Source organism: Streptomyces sp. NPDC057638 (assembly GCF_042800315.1).
In the GTDB taxonomy this organism is placed as follows: domain Bacteria; phylum Actinomycetota; class Actinomycetes; order Streptomycetales; family Streptomycetaceae; genus Streptomyces.
Map to the genome: position 1 here is coordinate 1 of NZ_JBHVHF010000066.1, position 16,054 is coordinate 16,054.

Annotated in this window: 14 protein-coding genes and 1 tRNA gene; 8 read left to right on the forward strand and 7 right to left on the reverse strand. The window is 68.8% G+C overall.

Annotated features, from left to right (window positions below):
* Positions 1-62 precede the first annotated feature (62 nt).
* Together ACFVIM_RS12395 and ACFVIM_RS12400 are read right to left on the reverse strand one after the other, a co-directional pair.
* Positions 63-1,460, reverse strand: a complete 1,398-nt coding sequence (locus tag ACFVIM_RS12395; protein WP_384300645.1) for a gluconate:H+ symporter — start codon at positions 1,458-1,460, stop codon at positions 63-65.
* Between the two features lie 68 nt (positions 1,461-1,528).
* Positions 1,529-2,041: a gluconokinase gene (locus tag ACFVIM_RS12400; protein ID WP_384300646.1), complete on the reverse strand. Its 513-nt coding sequence runs from the start codon at positions 2,039-2,041 to the stop codon at positions 1,529-1,531.
* Positions 2,042-2,195: 154 nt separating this feature from the next.
* Between ACFVIM_RS12400 and ACFVIM_RS12405 the strand changes: the two genes are divergently transcribed.
* Both ACFVIM_RS12405 and ACFVIM_RS12410 read left to right on the forward strand, forming a co-directional pair.
* A complete protein-coding gene (locus ACFVIM_RS12405; protein ID WP_384300647.1) occupies positions 2,196-2,939 on the forward strand; it encodes a FadR/GntR family transcriptional regulator in 744 nt (247 codons plus the stop codon).
* Between the two features lie 543 nt (positions 2,940-3,482).
* The gene (locus ACFVIM_RS12410; RefSeq protein ID WP_384300648.1) at positions 3,483-4,943 is read left to right on the forward strand and encodes an amino acid permease; all 1,461 of its coding nucleotides are present in this window, start codon (positions 3,483-3,485) and stop codon (positions 4,941-4,943) included.
* 334 nt (positions 4,944-5,277) lie between these two features.
* On the opposite strand, the gene phsA is transcribed toward ACFVIM_RS12410, so the two are convergent.
* Positions 5,278-7,305: an O-aminophenol oxidase PhsA gene (phsA, locus tag ACFVIM_RS12415; protein ID WP_384300649.1), complete on the reverse strand. Its 2,028-nt coding sequence runs from the start codon at positions 7,303-7,305 to the stop codon at positions 5,278-5,280.
* Positions 7,306-7,507: 202 nt separating this feature from the next.
* Here phsA and ACFVIM_RS12420 point away from each other — a divergent pair, with 202 nt between their 5' ends.
* Both ACFVIM_RS12420 and ACFVIM_RS12425 read left to right on the forward strand, forming a co-directional pair.
* A complete protein-coding gene (locus ACFVIM_RS12420) occupies positions 7,508-8,593 on the forward strand; it encodes an S-(hydroxymethyl)mycothiol dehydrogenase (protein ID WP_384300650.1) in 1,086 nt (361 codons plus the stop codon).
* The gene (locus ACFVIM_RS12425; RefSeq protein WP_384300651.1) at positions 8,593-9,222 is read left to right on the forward strand and encodes an MBL fold metallo-hydrolase; all 630 of its coding nucleotides are present in this window, start codon (positions 8,593-8,595) and stop codon (positions 9,220-9,222) included. The genes ACFVIM_RS12420 and ACFVIM_RS12425 overlap by 1 nt, the downstream gene beginning before the upstream one ends.
* A 33-nt stretch (positions 9,223-9,255) precedes the next feature.
* Here the strand turns inward: ACFVIM_RS12425 and ACFVIM_RS12430 are convergent, their stop codons facing one another.
* On the reverse strand, positions 9,256-10,185 hold the full coding sequence (locus tag ACFVIM_RS12430; protein ID WP_384300652.1) for a pseudouridine synthase: 930 nt from the start codon (positions 10,183-10,185) through the stop codon (positions 9,256-9,258).
* A 425-nt stretch (positions 10,186-10,610) separates the two neighbouring features.
* Between ACFVIM_RS12430 and ACFVIM_RS12435 the strand changes: the two genes are divergently transcribed.
* Genes ACFVIM_RS12435 through ACFVIM_RS12445 form a run of 3 tightly spaced genes read left to right on the forward strand, consistent with a single transcriptional unit; the run spans position 10,611 to position 13,905 of the window.
* On the forward strand, positions 10,611-11,108 hold the full coding sequence (locus ACFVIM_RS12435; RefSeq protein WP_384300653.1) for a hypothetical protein: 498 nt from the start codon (positions 10,611-10,613) through the stop codon (positions 11,106-11,108).
* Complete coding sequence (locus ACFVIM_RS12440) at positions 11,105-12,445, forward strand: KGGVGR-motif variant AAA ATPase (RefSeq protein ID WP_384300654.1); 1,341 nt, start codon at positions 11,105-11,107, stop codon at positions 12,443-12,445. Before ACFVIM_RS12435 ends, ACFVIM_RS12440 begins: the two co-directional genes overlap by 4 nt.
* Positions 12,442-13,905, forward strand: a complete 1,464-nt coding sequence (locus ACFVIM_RS12445; protein ID WP_384300655.1) for a hypothetical protein — start codon at positions 12,442-12,444, stop codon at positions 13,903-13,905. Before ACFVIM_RS12440 ends, ACFVIM_RS12445 begins: the two co-directional genes overlap by 4 nt.
* 697 nt (positions 13,906-14,602) lie before the next feature.
* Here the strand turns inward: ACFVIM_RS12445 and ACFVIM_RS12450 are convergent.
* On the reverse strand, positions 14,603-14,944 hold the full coding sequence (locus ACFVIM_RS12450) for a hypothetical protein (RefSeq protein ID WP_384300656.1): 342 nt from the start codon (positions 14,942-14,944) through the stop codon (positions 14,603-14,605).
* Between the two features lie 242 nt (positions 14,945-15,186).
* Positions 15,187-15,372, reverse strand: coding sequence for a hypothetical protein (locus ACFVIM_RS12455; RefSeq protein WP_384300657.1), 186 nt, complete (start codon positions 15,370-15,372; stop codon positions 15,187-15,189).
* Positions 15,373-15,535: 163 nt separating this feature from the next.
* Here ACFVIM_RS12455 and ACFVIM_RS12460 point away from each other — a divergent pair, with 163 nt between their 5' ends.
* Positions 15,536-15,766 (forward strand): hypothetical protein, encoded by a 231-nt coding sequence (locus ACFVIM_RS12460; protein WP_384300658.1) that lies wholly within the window; start codon positions 15,536-15,538, stop codon positions 15,764-15,766.
* Between the two features lie 88 nt (positions 15,767-15,854).
* On the opposite strand, the gene ACFVIM_RS12465 is transcribed toward ACFVIM_RS12460, so the two are convergent.
* Positions 15,855-15,942 (reverse strand) — tRNA-Leu (locus ACFVIM_RS12465).
* Between the last annotated feature and the right edge of the window lie 112 nt (positions 15,943-16,054).

Sequence of the window (16,054 nt, forward strand, 5' to 3'; positions counted from 1 at the left end):
CTCCGTATCCGTATTCGTTCCGTACCGCCGTGGTGGTCACGGCGGCTCCGGCGTCAGCGCGGCTACAGCACCAGCGACAGCAGCAGGATGAAGACGATGCCGACGACCGAGATGATCGTCTCCATCACCGACCAGGTCTTGATCGTCTGGCCGACGGTCATCCCGAAGTACTCCTTCACCAGCCAGAAACCGGCGTCATTGACATGGCTGAAGAAGAGCGATCCGGCACCGATCGCCAGGACCAGCAGCGCCGACTCCGTGGTCGACATCCCGGCCGCCAGCGGTGCGACCAGTCCGGCGGCGGAGATCGTCGCGACCGTCGCGGAACCCGTCGCCAGCCGGATCGCGACCGCGATCAGCCAGGCGAGCAGCAGGGTCGGGATGGACCAGTCCTTGGAGAAGTCCAGGATCATCTCGCCCACGCCGACGTCGATCAGCGTCTGCTTGAAGCCGCCGCCCGCGCCGACGATCATCAGCACACCGGCGATGGGGGCCAGCGACTTCTCGACGGTGGAGGAGATGCGGTCCTTGGTGAACCCGGCCGCGCGGCCCAGGGTGAACAGACCCACCAGCACCGCCGCGAGCAGCGCGATCATCGGGGAGCCGATGATGTCGGTGACCTTCTGGACCGGGTTCTCCGGGTCGTCGACGATGATCTCGACCAGCGCGTTGGTGAGCATCAGCACGACCGGCAGCATCACGGTGAAGACGGTGGCGCCGAAGCCGGGGCGGCGCTCCAGCTCCTCCGACGGACGCGTCGGGATCATCTTCTCCGGGGCCGGGATGTCCACCCAGCGCGCCGCGTACTTGGCGAAGACGGGACCGGCGATGATCACGGTGGGGATGGAGACCAGCACACCGAGGCCGAGGGTGATGCCGAGGTTGGCGTCCAGCGCGTCGATCGCGACCAGCGGGCCGGGGTGCGGGGGCACCAGACCGTGCATCACCGACAGACCGGCGAGCGCCGGGATACCGATCCGCATCAGCGAGTAGTTGCCGCGCTTGGCGACCATCAGCACCACCGGGATCAGCAGCACGATGCCGACCTCGAAGAAGAGCGGCAGACCGATCACGGAGGCGATCAGCACCATCGCCCACGGCATGGTCCGGCCGTTGGCCTTGGCCAGGATCGTGTCGACGATCTGGTCACCGCCGCCGGAGTCGGCGAGCAGCTTGCCGAGGATCGCGCCGAGCGCGATCAGCACACCCACACCGGCGACCGTGGAGCCGAGCCCCTTGGAGAAGGACGTGATGGCCTCGCCGAGCGGGGCCCCGGCGAACGCGCCGAGCGCCAGCGACCCGATGGTCAGCGCCAGGAACGCGTGGAGCTTGAACTTGGTGATGAGCAGGACGATGACGGCTATGCCCGCGAGGACGGCGATGCCGAGCTGGGCGTTGCCCGCCGAGGTGATCGGCTCCGCGGCGCCCGCTGCCAGCGTCTCGACACTGAGACTGGTCACGGTGGTTCCTTGGGTGTGGATGTACGGGAGGTACAGGTTGGTTCAGGGGGTTCAGCGGCGGCGGGAGGTCACCGGCCGAGGCCGCGCAGTGCGGCGACGGCCCGTGCGGTGATCTCCTCGGGGGTGCCGGAGACATCGACGGCGACGCCCGGCTCGTCCTCCTGGAGCTGCTGGAGGGTGGCGAACTGCGAGTCCAGCAGCGCGGTGGGCATGAAGTGGCCCCGGCGCTCGGACATCCGCCGCTCGATCAGCTCACGGTCGCCGCTGAGGTGGAGGAAGAGGACGGCGTCCGGGGCCGCGGCGCGCAGCCGGTCCCGGTAGACCCGCTTGAGCGCGGAGGAGGAGACGACTCCGCCGAGCCCGGCGCGGCCCTGGGCCCACTGCCCGATCGCGTCGAGCCAGGGCCAGCGGTCCGCGTCGTCGAGGGGGGTGCCGGCCGACATCTTCGCGATGTTCGCCGGAGGGTGGAAGTCATCGCCTTCGGCGTAGGGAACGCCCAGGGCCTCGGCGAGCAGGGGGCCGATCGTGGTCTTGCCGGTCCCTGCGACGCCCATCACCACAACGACGTGGGGGGTGCTCATGCCATGCCTCGCTGTCTCGGTCACACCGGTGCCGACCACGGTGTCGGCATCGGTCCGTCGCGCTACTGAAACCTATTAGGTATGACTTATTCAAGAGCTTGAGACATAAACGTCATACTTTTTGTGTCTCAACCTCGCCCACTAGGCTTGATCCATGACCGCAGCGGGCCAGGAACTCCCCTCCCAGGACCTCCCTCCTCAGGGCCTCCACACACATGTACTCGACACCCTCGGCCTCTCCATCACGGCGGGGGAGTGCCCGCCGGGCAGTGTGCTGCGGACCGATGAGCTCGCCCAGCGCTTCGACGTCTCCCGCACGGTCATCCGCGAGGTCATCCGGGTACTGGAGTCCATGCGCCTGGTGGAGTCGCGGCGGCGGGTCGGGGTGACCGTCCGGCCCATCGAGGAGTGGAACGTCTACGACCCGCGCGTCATCCGCTGGCGGCTGGCCGGGGCCGACCGCCCCCGGCAGCTCCGCTCGCTGACCGTGCTCCGCTCCGCGATCGAGCCGGTCGCGGCGGGCCTCGCCGCCCGCAACGCCACCGCCGAGCAGTGCGCCGAACTCACCGCGTGCGCCCTCGGCATGGTCGCCACCTCGCGCGGGCAGCGGCTGGAGGAGTACCTCCGCCATGACATCGCCTTCCACCGGGTGGTGCTCACCGCCTCGGGCAATGAGATGTTCGCCCGCCTCGGGGACGTGGTCGCCGCCATCCTGACCGGCCGCACCCACCACCAGGTCATGTTCGAGGACCCGGACCCGGCCGCCGTCACCCTCCATGTCCAGGTCGCCGAGGCGGTACGGGAGGGGGACGCCGCCCGCGCGGAGGCGATCACCCGGGAGATCGCCGTCGGCGCCCTGGCCGAGCTGGACGTCCTGGCGCCGGAACGGCCGCGCTGACGACCCGTATCGCCCCCGGCCGCCGGGCCCTTCCTCGCTCCGGCCGGCCGTTGCGGCGGTCTTGGCGCGCCCAGGCGCGCGCTGTCCCTGGCGTGACGGCCGTGTCCGCGGGCTCCATGGCCGCTCCGGTACGGCCGTTCCGGGCTTCCCGACGCGTCCGTAGCGGCTGATGCCCTCGGCGGAGCCGCGCCGGGCCGTGGCTCCGGTGTCTCCCGGACGGTGCCCCGAAGCGGCCCTGCCGCGCCCCGGTGAGCCGGGCGGCTGTATGGCCCCGGGGGCCGAAGCCGGGGGCGCGATGCCGGCCGCCGTGCCCCGGTGAGGTGTGGCCGTCCCGCGCCCTCGCGGGCCGCCGCTCAAACCCTGACCGATCGGGTCGTATCCAGCTCGTCATGGTTTACTTCGGCCTTGGTTTACTAGCGCGCAACCTCAGAAGCACCTCAGATCTATACCGAAGTGACGTGGACCACTGTCACAATCCCAGGGCTGACAATGACGTAGCTCACATTTCCCCCATGCCCCCCATATGAAGGCGAACCCTCCCCTATGACTGACCGCACCACCGCGCCCGATGTGCGCGGCGCCGGACCCTCCAGCGCGGGTACTCCCCATGTGGACGCGGGCGACGCCGGCTACAGCAAGGACCTCAAGTCCCGGCACATCAACATGATCGCCATCGGCGGCGCGATCGGTACCGGTCTCTTCCTCGGTGCGGGTGGACGGCTCGCCGGGGCGGGCCCCTCGCTCGCCATCGCCTACGCCGTCTGTGGTGTCTTCGCCTTCTTCGTCGTGCGGGCCCTCGGTGAGCTGGTCCTCTACCGCCCCTCCTCGGGCGCCTTCGTCTCCTACGCCCGTGAGTTCATGGGCGAGAAGGGCGCCTACACGGCGGGGTGGCTCTACTTCCTGAACTGGTCCACCACCACCGTGGCCGACATCACGGCCGCCGCGACCTACGCCCACTTCTGGTCGCTCTTCAGCGATATCCCCCAGTGGATTCTCGCCCTGATCGCCCTGGCCGTGGTGCTGACGGCCAACCTCATCTCGGTGAAGTACTTCGGTGAGATGGAGTTCTGGTTCGCGATCATCAAGGTCGTGGCCCTGGTCGGCTTTATGCTCATCGGCATCTTCCTGCTGGTCACCCAGCAGGACATCGGCGGTCACACCCCGGGCTTCGGCACCATCTCCGAGAACGACGGCATCTTCCCGATGGGCGCGCTGCCGATGCTGCTGGTGATCCAGGGTGTCGTCTTCGCCTACGCCTCCGTGGAACTGTGCGGTGTCGCGGCGGGCGAGACCAGGAACCCCGAGAAGGTCATGCCCCGGGCGATCAACTCGATCATGTGGCGGGTGGGCCTCTTCTACGTCGGCTCGGTCGTGCTGCTGGCGCTGCTGCTGCCCTACACCGCCTACTCCGCCGACGAGAGCCCCTTCGTCACGGTCATGGACAAGATCGGTATCCCGGCCGCCGGAGGTGTGATGAACCTGGTGGTCCTCACCGCCGCGCTCTCCAGCCTCAACGCCGGCCTCTACTCCACCGCCCGCATCCTGCGCTCGATGGCGGTCGCGGGTTCCGCCCCCCGCTTCACCGCCCGGATGAACAAGGGGCAGGTGCCCTACGGCGGTGTGCTGCTCACCGCCGCCTTCGGTGTCGCGGGCGTCGGCCTGAACTATGTGATGCCCGGCCAGGCCTTCGAGATCGTGCTCAACCTCGCCTCGATCGGCATCCTCGGTACCTGGGGCATGATCATGATCTGCTCCCTGCTCTTCTGGCGGCGCTCCCAGGCCGGGCTGCTCAGCCGCCCCTCCTATCAGCTCCCCTGGGCGCCCTACACCCAGATCGTCACCCTGGTCTTCCTGGCCAGTGTGATCGTCCTGATGTGGTGGGGCGGTGGCATCGGCCGCACCACCGTGATGTTCCTCCCGCTGATCGCGGCGGCGCTGGTCGGCGGCTGGTTCCTGGTCCGTAACCGGGTGAACGCCATCGCGGCGGAGCGCGAGGGGCGGTAGCGGCCCGCGCGGCTCAGCGGCCGCCCGGCGGCGCTCCCGTCGCCCGTCCCGAGCCCCCTCGCCCCCGCACCCGGCCGAGATCGCCGTCACCGGCCCGAACCGGGGGCGAGCGCTCCAAGACCACCGTCAGTTCCCCGCCCCGGGTCCCAGGGACAGCGACACCGTCCCTGGAACCCGGGGAGGCTGTGGTGGTGCGGGCCCCCGGGCCGGGTCCCCCGCCGCTCCCCGGCCTCGACCGGAGCCACCGTCCCGGCCGCAGTGACCGGCCCGACCGGGACCACGGCCCGTGCCGGAACGGGCCCGGTCCGGCCCAGCCCGCCCCGCCTCGCCTCGTTCAGTCGGATCCGGCCCGTCCACTCAGCCCACCACCCCCATGGCCCCCGTCATGCCCGCCGTGGTCGAAGGGCAGCACCTCCGGGGGCAGGACGACAAAGGGCCGCATCATCCCCATGTCCTCGTGCTCCAGCAGATGGCAGTGGTACATAAAGCGGCCATAGGCGCCGTCGAAGTGGCCCATGACCGTGACCATCTCCGCCGCCGTGACCCGGAACACGTCCTTCCAGCCGCGCTCGTTGGCCGGGACCGGGATCGGTCGGCCCGCGTCGAAGGTCACCGGGGTCCGGGTCCCCCCGAGCGCGGGATCGAAGCCGGAGACCGTGAACGCCTCCCGGGCCATCACCTGGAAGTCCGCCAGATGGATATGCATGGGATGGACCGGCGCCCCCAGATTGAGGAACGACCACTGCTCATGGGCGCCCTCGGCGATGGTGAACCCCAGGGTGTCGTTGAAGGTCCGGGAGATACGGCGGTAGGTGCGCAGCCGTCCATCCGATCCCTGGACCTGGATCACCCCGTCGCTGGGCAGCGTCACATCCTGCTCCCGTACCTCCCTCATCTCCCAGATCTGGGGGTGGCCGCCCGCCCCCACGGTGGCGGGCGGGGTGAGCACGATCAGCCGGTGGCCGTGGTGGACCGCGCCGTGCTCATAGCGGCGGAAGGAGCCCGAGAGCACCTGCGGCAGGACGAAGTCGTCCGGCCGCCCGCCCTCCCGCACCCGGAACTCCATGATCTGCGGATACGGGACGCTGTCCGTGAGGTCGGGCACCCCGGGCGGCTGGTTGCGCCCCTTGTTGACCAGCCGCAGCTTCCGTCCGGCCAGTCCCCGGAAGTCGATCAGCAGGTCGAAGCGCTCGGCGGGCGCGGCCACCAGGGGCGCGCCCCCGGTGAAGTCCACCGGCACCGGGCGTGGCAGCAGCCCGCCGTCGCTGCCTATCTGGTGCACCACACCCGGGACCGGCCGGTTCTCCTCGTCGACCAGGACCAGCTGGTAGATCCGGGCGTTGGAGGCGTTCACCAGGCGGAAGCGGTACCAGGCGGCCTCGGTGCGCAGATGGGGCCAGATCGTGCCGTTCACCGTCGAGTACGGGCCAACGAAGGGCAGCGTCACCGCCCGGCCCGTCTCGGGGTGGCTGGGAAGCAGCAGCGTGGTCTTGTGCAGCAGTCTGCCGTTGAGCCGGCCGTCCTCGTCGGTGTCGATATTGCGGTCGGCGAGGACCAGGGGGATCTCCCGGTGCCCCGAGGGCAGCCCCAGCGCGTCCTCCTCGTCGTCACGGACGAGATAGGTGCCGACCAGGCCCGCGAAGACGTTCCACCGGGTGATGTTCATGGCGTGGTCGTGGTACCACCACTGCACCGCCTGGTGGTCATTGGGGTACTCGGACAGCTGGGCGTCCCCGGAGCCCACCGCGTTGTCCGCCCAGCCGTCGTTGCCCCCGCCGGTCTGCGCGCCATGGAGATGGGTGACCGACCAGCCCGGGAGCGCGGCCACGTCCGCGCTGGCCTTGACCCCCTCGCGCCCCGGCCGGTTGTGCGGCAGCGGCTGCCCGGCGACCGGCGGTCCCACCTCCACGGCGGTCACCGGGTAGGGGCTGCCCGGGGGGATGCGGTTGGTCCAGGCGATCTTGATCCGCTGGCCGCGCCGCACCTCCACGGTCGGGCCGGGCACCATCCCCTCGTACCCCCACATCAGGGTGGGCGGGAGCTGGGAGTGCATCCGCACCCAGGCGGGGCGCAGCGCGATCTCGGTCTCCCGGCCGGGGTCCGTGCCGGGCCGCAGCACGGGCGGCACGGTCAGTGGATCCACGAAGGGCGTCAGCTCCCGCGCCCCCGCCCGCTCCCCGAGGGCGTCGGCCGCCGTCACGGCCCCCGGTCCGGCCCGGTCCACGGCCGGGTCCGGCCGGCCGGACCCGCTCGCCCCGTTCACCTCGTTCGCCGTGGGTGCCCCCGCCGCCCCGGCGCGCTCGTGCGTCCCCGTCGCTTGTGTCTCGTCCGTCGTGGTCGTCGCTTCCGTCGTCTCGGTCATACCGTTCCCCCGTGCTTTCGTGCGTCGAACGCATGCACAGGGGATAACTTGTCCCGCTCTGACGGAGTTTCCCGTTCCGCTCACTCTGGCCGAAAAGTCATGGCTGAGCACCCATGTGTAACGTGCATCTCGGCCACACCGCCGTCCTGTCGCGACGGGCATAGTGGTCGTCAGTCCATAGCTGAGAAAGGTCAGGTGCTCGATGTCGCAGCAGGTGCGCGGTGTGATCGCGCCCGGGAAGAACGAACCGGTGCGCGTGGAGACGATCGTCATCCCCGACCCCGGCCCCGGCGAGGCCGTGGTGAAGGTGCAGGCGTGCGGTGTCTGCCATACCGATCTGCACTACAAGCAGGGCGGGATCAACGATGACTTCCCCTTCCTCCTCGGTCACGAGGCGGCCGGAATCGTCGAGTCCGTCGGCCCGGACGTGACCGAGGTGGCGCCCGGTGACTTCGTCGTCCTCAACTGGCGCGCCGTCTGCGGACGCTGTCGCGCCTGTCTGCGGGGCCGCCCCTGGTACTGCTTCGACACCCACAACGCCCGCCAGCGGATGACCCTGACCGACGGGACCGAGCTCTCCCCGGCCCTCGGTATCGGCGCCTTCGCCGAGAAGACCCTCGTCGCCGCGGGCCAGTGCACCAAGGTCGACCCCGCCGTCTCCCCCGCCATCGCCGGACTCCTCGGCTGCGGCGTCATGGCGGGCATCGGCGCGGCCATCAACACCGGTGAGGTCGGCCGGGGCGACACCGTCGCCGTCATCGGCTGCGGCGGGGTCGGCGACGCCGCGATCGTCGGCTCCCGGCTGGCGGGCGCGGCCCGGATCATCGCCGTCGACATCGACGACCGCAAGCTGGAGACCGCCCGCTCCATGGGCGCCACCCACACCGTCAACTCCCGCTCCACCGACCCCGTCACCGCCGTCCGCGAGCTGACCGGCGGTTTCGGTGCCGACGTCGTCATCGAGGCGGTCGGCCGCCCCGAGACGTACGAGCAGGCCTTCTACGCCCGCGACCTGGCGGGCACCGTCGTCCTCGTCGGCGTCCCCACCCCCGAGATGAAGCTCGAACTGCCCCTCCTCGACGTCTTCGGCCGCGGCGGCGCCCTGAAGTCCTCCTGGTACGGCGACTGTCTGCCCTCCCGGGACTTCCCGATGCTCATCGACCTCCACCAGCAGGGCCGGATCGACCTCGGCGCGTTCGTCACCGAGACCATCGGCCTGGACGATGTGGAGCACGCGTTCGCCCGGATGCACGAGGGCGACGTGCTGCGCTCGGTGGTGGTCCTCTGATGGCCGCCCGTATCGACCGGCTGGTCACCTCCGGCACCTTCTCCCTCGACGGCGGCACCTGGGACGTCGACAACAACGTGTGGATCGTGGGTGACGACTCGGAGGCGATCGTCATCGACGCCGCCCACGACGCCGCCGCCATCGAGCGGGCCCTGGGCGGACGGACGCTGCGCGCCATCGTCTGCACCCACGCGCACGACGACCACATCGACGCCGCCCCCGCTCTCGCCGCCGCGACCGGCGCCCCGATCCTGCTGCACCCCGACGATCTGCCCCTGTGGCGGCGGACCCATCCCGACCGCGCCCCCGACGGGGAACTCGCCGACGGTCAGGTCCTCACCGTCGGCGGGGTCTCCCTGACCGTGCTGCACACCCCGGGCCACGCCCCGGGCGCCGTCTGTCTGTACGCGGCCGGGCTCTCCACCCTCTTCAGCGGCGACACCCTCTTCCAGGGCGGGCCCGGTGCCACCGGACGGTCCTTCTCCGACTTCCCGACGATCATCGGCTCGCTCCGGGACAAGGTGCTCACCCTGCCGGCCGAGACCGTCGTCCGCACCGGCCACGGCGACCCCACCACCATCGGCGAGGAGGCGCCCCACCTCGACGCGTGGATCGCGCGCGGCCACTGAGCCGACGCCCCGGCGCGGCCGAGGGGCACACGCCTACGGCCGACCCGGCCACCGGGCCAGCCGCAGTCCGCTCGCGAAGCGGCGCGGCTCGCCCGTGAGCGGGTCGGTGAACTCCAGCACCGAGGCCAGCAGCTGGAGCGGCCTGGCGTAGTCGTCCCCCTGGGGCCGCCGCTCCCGCACGACCGGATACAGCGGGTCGTCCAGGAGCGGCAGCCCCAGCCCGTTCATATGGACCCGCAGCTGATGGGTCCGCCCGGTCGCGGGCAGCAGCCGGTAGCGCCCCAGCCCGCCCCGGTGCTCCAGCAGCTCGATCCGGCTCTCGCTGTTGGCCTCCCCGGGCACCTCGCGCGCCGCGAGCACCCCCCGCTCCTTCACGATCCGGTTGCGCACGGTGCGCGGCAGTCCGACCCCCGGGTCGTACGGAGCCACCGCCTCGTACTCCTTGCGCACCAGCCGGTCCCGGAAGAGCGTCTGGTACGCCCCCCGGTCCCCGGCCCTGAGCACGAACAGCACCAGCCCCGCCGTCAGCCGGTCCAGCCGGTGCGCGGGCTGCGCCTCCGGCAGCCCCAGATCCCGCCGCACCCGCGCCAGCGCGGTCTCGGTGATGTGCGAACCCCGTGGCGTGGTCGCCAGGAAGTGCGGCTTGTCCACGACCAGCACCCGCTCGTCCCGGTACACCACCCCCAGGTCGAACGGCACCCGCTCCTCCGGTGGGAACTCCCGGTGGAACCAGAGGTACCGCCCCGCCGTGTACGGCTCGTCCGGCCCGAGCGGCCCCTCCACGGAAACAATCCGCCGCTCCCGCACCAGAGCCTCCGCCCGCTCCGGCCCGTACCGCTCCCGCAGATACTCCGCCACCGTCCCCCAGACCCCTTCGGGGTCCTCGGGCAGCCGGAGCCGTACGGGATCGATCCCGTCCCGCTGGGGGAGAGGGGAGGGCGGTGCTGTGCGTCTGCGTCTCACCGACGCGACTGTAGGCGCTCGGCCCGGTCCCCGCGCATCGGCGGCACGGTCGGCGACATCCCCCAGTAACGCAAAAAACCCCAGATCAAGTGGGGTTCATGCTGGTGTCCGAGGGGAGGACTTGAACCCCCATATGGGCACCAGAGAGGCCCCCCGGTCGAATAGCCCGACCGGCAAACCGCTCCTCCGTTACTGTCGGGGCAGCCCTCTACGCGGTACAGAACGACCACGCGCGTCCTCTGCGTAGGTGTCACAGCCCATGCGTCGTTTGACCGGCACCAGGCGCCCGCTTCATTGCGGAAGCTTGGGCGCCGACGCAAGCCAGTGACGTGCGGATCGCGAGCCATTCGCTACAAATTGGGCGACGGAACGACCAGTGTCGGACAGGGCGCCCCTGAGGAGGGCGGCGCCCTAAGATTCAGACCGTGTCTCAGACTTCGAAAGAAGATCATTTCGCGGGCGCCGCGCTGCGCCACCACAGCGACGCGATCTACCTGCACGACGACGGTCGACTGCCCAACGCTGACCACCATTTCGGCTTCGCTGTGGAGTGTGCCTTAAAGAGCCTTATGCTGAGGTACACCCAGGTATCGGTGGCCCCCGTCAAGCCAGGAGGTCAGCCGACGAAGAAGCCGTACATTCCACGGCAGAGTGGCAAGCAGAGGTACATCGAGCACCTTCCGGAAGCGTGGTCCGACGCAGGAGATGTCATATCCGACGCGACCCTGCTGCTCCGCGGCCGCACCGGAGGCGCCCTTGCCGCAATTCTGGCCGCGTCAGCGCCGTTTGCCACATGGAGTGTGCATGATCGCTACAGTGACGGATCCTCCGTCATCGAGGCCGACGTGCGAGCCCGACGTGTGGCATCCGAACAAATTCTGGGCCTGCACGAACAGGCGCTCATAGACGGAGTACTCACGTGACCCTCCCGCTCGATCCGGTCCGCTTCGACGAGGCGCGCCCACTCGCGCTGGACGTCGCTTTCGACACGGCGGCATCCGGCGTTGACGTGCTGGTCGTACGAGACATCTTCGGTCGGCTCTCCCTGCTCTTGGACGACCGGCCTGGCAGAGTTGACACGGCCAAGACCGAAGCATGGCGTGAGCGGCTCACCAGCACCCTCGGTAGGTACGCAGCGGACCGGCCGCTACTCCTCGCCTCCGGCCTGTTCCAGCCGGACGCATACTTCGCGTCCCCTCGGGCGGCCACCGAACTCGGTTACGTTGCCGAACCGGGCCAGGGCAGTATCCGCTGGCTCGACAATACCGTCGTCGGTGGGGACTGGGCCCGGGTAAGCACCCCGCGCGCAGAGTCTGGGGGAGTGCGCACCGCGCGCACGGCGCTCTATGGCTTCAAAGGTGGCGTAGGCCGCTCAACCGCAACATTTATGCTGGCCAAGCACCTCGCCGGGCAGGGCAACTGCGTTCTCGTCGTCGACCTCGACCTGGAGTCTCCCGGCGCGGGCCCGTTACTCGTCGCCGAGGGGCAGCTGCCCCAGTACGGGATCATCGACCAGCTCGTGGAATCGGCGCTGGGTAACGAGGAAGGCCTCGACCTCGTCACCCAAGCCACACATTTCCAGTTCCAGAACAATGGTGAGCTTTGGGTAGCTCCTGCCCGAGGCCGAGGTGCGCCCGGCACAAGTTATGCCTACATCGACAAGCTCAACCGTGTTTACGCCGATGTGCCTGGACACGGTCAGGGCAGTTTCGCGGACCGGCTGGAGGCGGCGGTCCACGCCTGCGAGGACGCAGTCGCCAGGGAGAGCCGCCGCCCCGACGTCGTTCTCCTCGACAGCCGGGCGGGCATCCACGACATCGCCGCCGTCGCGATCTCACGCATATGTGACCTCGCCCTACTCTTCGGGAGTGACAACGGTCAAACCTGGGCGGGTTACGGAGATCTCTTCAGAGCTTGGCTTTCCTCGGGCCAGGCGCCGGAAATCCGGGAAAAGCTTCGGATGGTTGCCTCAATGGTCCCGGACGCTGATCGTCCTGCCTATCTGGAGGCGTTCCGGGACCACGCCTGGGAATGCTTCTCCATTCTCTATGACGATCTTGTTGATGGAGATACGGGTTTCAACCCCAGCCCGGAGGACGATTCAGCACCGCACTCGCCCATTCCAATTTTGTTCGCCATTGAACTCGTCGGCCTCGACGCTGTCTCCACTCCGAACTGGGAAAACCGTGCCTTCGTTCGCGCCGCGTACGATTCCTTCCTGGAGACGACCACCAAACTGATGATCGAAGGACCGCGATGACCGCCCCGCTCGAAACTGAGGAGTACCGGAACCTGCTGGTCTCCGCGCTGCCTCCTGCGCAGGACGCAGACACGGTCGAGCCGACGCTGTTCAACCTCTTCACTCCCGACTCGCATCGCCTCGCGCTTCACGTCGACACCACCGTGGTTCGGGGGGGGCGCGGCGTAGGAAAGACCTTCTGGTGTCGTTCCCTGCTCGACGCTCAGCTCCGTGGCATTGCCTCGGAGGAGTATCGCATTGAGCGGCTCCGCGATCTGAGGGTCTCACCCGGCTACGGTGCGATGCTGAATCCCGATCTGTACCCGGGAGCCGGCGAGCTTGCAAGCCTGGTGGGCGGCGGCGTACGTGCCTATGACCTGTGGAATGCCGTGCTCCTCGTGGCACTTGGGCAGCCGGAACTCCAAGGGGACATGGAGTGGAAGAATCGCATCGCCTGGGTACAGGCTCATCCGGGGGCACGGGATCGGACCGTCGCCCGAGCCGACAAGCAAGCGCAGGCAGACAAGCTCACGCATATGGTCCTCTTCGATGCACTGGAGCATCTCCACCAAGACCGGGTCCAGGCAGACCGGCTTGTCGCAGGCATCCTCCAACTGGCTCTGGAGATGCGGCTGAGCACCAAGAACATCCGGTGCAAGATCTTCATCCGGCCCGACATGTTCGACGGGGCGCTACTCCACTTCCCCGATGCGTCAAAACTTACGTCGAACGCCGCCAGCCTTCAGTGGACAACCACCAATCTGTACGGCCTGTTCTTCCACTATCTTGGCAACCACGACAGCGCCGAGTCCACGAGGTTCCGCTCCTGGACGGGAAATTGGACTGAGCATGCCGGACGCCATCTGCCCCCCTCCACCTTGCTCGGTGACGAACAACTCCAGGCATCGGTCTTCAGCGATCTGGCCGGCCCGTACATGGGGGCCAACTACAGGAAGGGCATTACGTACACGTGGCTGCCCAACCACCTCATGGACGGCGTCGAGCAGGTGAGTCCCCGCAGCTTTCTCAACGCGCTGAGTATGGCCGTGGACGAGACGCGGGGGAAGTATGCGAGTCATCCGTATGCCATCTACCACGAGGGAATTCGAAAGGGAGTCCAATCGGCCTCGCAGACTCGCGTCAATGAAATCCGCGAGGACATGCCATGGGTACGCACGGCGATCGAACCGCTGGCGGGTCAGCAGGTGCCGATCGACCAAGGGCTTGTGCTGGACCTCTGGCAGAAGTCGAACCTGACATCAACCCTGCGGAAGGAGGCCGCCCGCACCAATACGGGCGGGACTGGGACGGAAGTCCGCACAGGGCCGCGGTACCCGGATGACCACCTGCGCCTGATCGACGAGCTGGTCGCCCTCGGTGTGATGCGTCGCCGCAAGGACGGTCGGATCGACCTGCCTGACGTGTACCGAATCGCCTTCTCAATCGGCCGAAGGGGCGGTGTACCGAAAGTCCAGTCGTAGGGAATTATCTGCCCTGAGAACCTGTCGTTCTGGGCTCGGGCGGGATTCCTGTGACTGTGGCCTTGGCCCATCAGCCGCTGCTGGGACGCGCCGCTGCGGACCATAGAGGAGACCGCAGCCGACGTCCGGCGCAGCCAGGTTCGGCCACGCAACAAACCTTCTTTCGCTGGGGCGAGGATGCCATGGGTGGCGCGCCCATGCGCTGATCAGCGTTGGATCAACCCATGATGGACATCCTCAAGCGGAGGCACGAACACCAGGGGCGGAGCAGTAGTTGTTCTGGTGCTGTCTGGACGGGTCACCGTCCACGCCGAGTGGCATGTCATCCCTGGTCTGGCTTGGGGGTTGCTGGGCCGTTGGTCACGCTGAAGGTCGGGGAACAGGAGGACCCCAGGTGAACTGGAGTTCCTGCTGGTGTCCGAGGGGGACTTGAACTCTCCTCTCGGGCATCAGCCCCTAAAGCTCTGAACGGGGGAAACGTCCTCTGGTAAGCCGGATTCCGGCTGGCGCTTCTCTCTGTCCTTCCCGCTGTTTCCAGTGGTTCCGGGCCTCTGTTGGTCATGCAACGTGACCAGGCAGCCGCCATCCGTCGATCGGGCCCTGCCTCGGATGGGCAGGGATCGTTCCGGTCTGTTGAGCCAGGCGCCCCGCCCGAACGGCCACGGGGCAGCGCGCGGACGGGGCGTCGTGGTTCTCGCTAGACGTGCTGGGGCGCGTTCAGGGAGCGCAGCTCGGCCAGTCGGCGCTGGTACAGCGGCCCGGCCACGTGAGCGGCGCGTGCCTCGCTGGGGGCGGACTGCTCGATCAGGTGATGGGCCACGGCTTTGAGGTGGGCCGACCACGCGAGCACATGCTGTTGCGCGGTGCGCCCGCACTCCCGCGGCTCCCCCGGGAGACACAGCGGAAGCGTGGGACCGACCTTGTTCGCGGCGTGCCGGATGTACCCGGCGACGACCGCCCACTCCTCGTCGCTCCGCTGGACGGCCTCGGGGGAGGCTTCCGTTCCCCACCTGCCGAAGTCGTCTCCGTGATCGTCCATCTGCGCACCCCAGGGTTCTCGGAGGGTCAAGCGGGTGCGCCGATCGTAGCGGCCTCGGCTCCCGCGTAAGCCTCCCTCGGGTCGCAGTGCCCGACCGAGGGAACGCAGGGCTGGCACGGTCCGCACATCGGGAGGAACTGCGGGGCGTGCACGACTGCGCCCTCCCCGTGCACGGTCGAGATGTCGGCGAGCGGCGTTTTCGCACGTTGCCGATGGTGAGAAACCGCCCCAGGACGCGGGGGCTAGGCGTCGTCGGTCAGGCCGATGGCGCACTTCTCGTGGGCGCAGTGTCCGCACAGGTCGGCGATGGTCGGCGCGGCTCCTCGGCCGGCCCGTCCGAACGCGCGGGTCCGGTCGCGGAGGATCTCTGCGACTCCGAGTGCCGCCGGGTCCCGTGCCGTCTTCAGGACGCGTTGGCCCGGGTTCACGGGCCACGCCTTGTCGACGATGTCGTCTACAGACTGGATCGCATCGGGCGGGCGATGCGGGACCTGCGCGCCCGCCATCACCCTCTCGTGGACGGGGCCTACTGGCCCGACTCTCCGGGTACGCGCACGTGCCTGATGTAGCAGTGGTACTCGACAGTGCGGTGTGAGCAGGGACCGCTATTCATTCGCTGGACACCCGGACGTGAGACGCGGGCGGGCATCGAAGATCACGAACGATCTCGACAACCACGAGAACCCGGTAGAGGTCTCGGCCAACGCCCGGCACCACTCGCCGGGCTACACCATGGCGCGCTACGGCAGGCGTCGCGCCGAAGGGGCGAAGAAGCCGGCCGCTTCCAGTGCTGCCCGTATCGGCCTGTCATCCCTGGTCTGACCAGGAGATTCGCTCGGCTGTTGGTCACGTGGTTGGTCACGCCACAGCCGGAGAAACAGAAAAACCCCACGTGAAGTGGGGTCTCTGCTGGTGTCCGAGGGGGGACTTGAACCCCCACGCCCGATAAAGGGCACTAGCACCTCAAGCTAGCGCGTCTGCCATTCCGCCACCCGGACCAGGTGTCTGTCGCTCCGGGGTGTTCCCTTGCGACGTGGAAAACCATAGCAAACATTCGCGGGCCCCGATCACACCCCCTCCCCGGCCCCCGCGCTGGTGACGGCGGTGTGG

Bases quoted from the DNA above. Each gene is read 5' to 3' on its own strand.
- ACFVIM_RS12400 (WP_384300646.1), bottom strand. From the start codon at position 2,041: ATGAGCACCCCCCACGTCGTTGTGGTGATGGGCGTCGCAGGGACCGGC.
- ACFVIM_RS12405 (WP_384300647.1), top strand. From the start codon at position 2,196: ATGACCGCAGCGGGCCAGGAACTCCCCTCCCAGGACCTCCCTCCTCAG.
- ACFVIM_RS12410 (WP_384300648.1), top strand. From the start codon at position 3,483: ATGACTGACCGCACCACCGCGCCCGATGTGCGCGGCGCCGGACCCTCC.
- phsA (WP_384300649.1), bottom strand. From the start codon at position 7,305: ATGACCGAGACGACGGAAGCGACGACCACGACGGACGAGACACAAGCG.
- ACFVIM_RS12420 (WP_384300650.1), top strand. From the start codon at position 7,508: ATGTCGCAGCAGGTGCGCGGTGTGATCGCGCCCGGGAAGAACGAACCG.
- ACFVIM_RS12425 (WP_384300651.1), top strand. From the start codon at position 8,593: ATGGCCGCCCGTATCGACCGGCTGGTCACCTCCGGCACCTTCTCCCTC.
- ACFVIM_RS12445 (WP_384300655.1), top strand. From the start codon at position 12,442: ATGACCGCCCCGCTCGAAACTGAGGAGTACCGGAACCTGCTGGTCTCC.
- ACFVIM_RS12450 (WP_384300656.1), bottom strand. From the start codon at position 14,944: ATGGACGATCACGGAGACGACTTCGGCAGGTGGGGAACGGAAGCCTCC.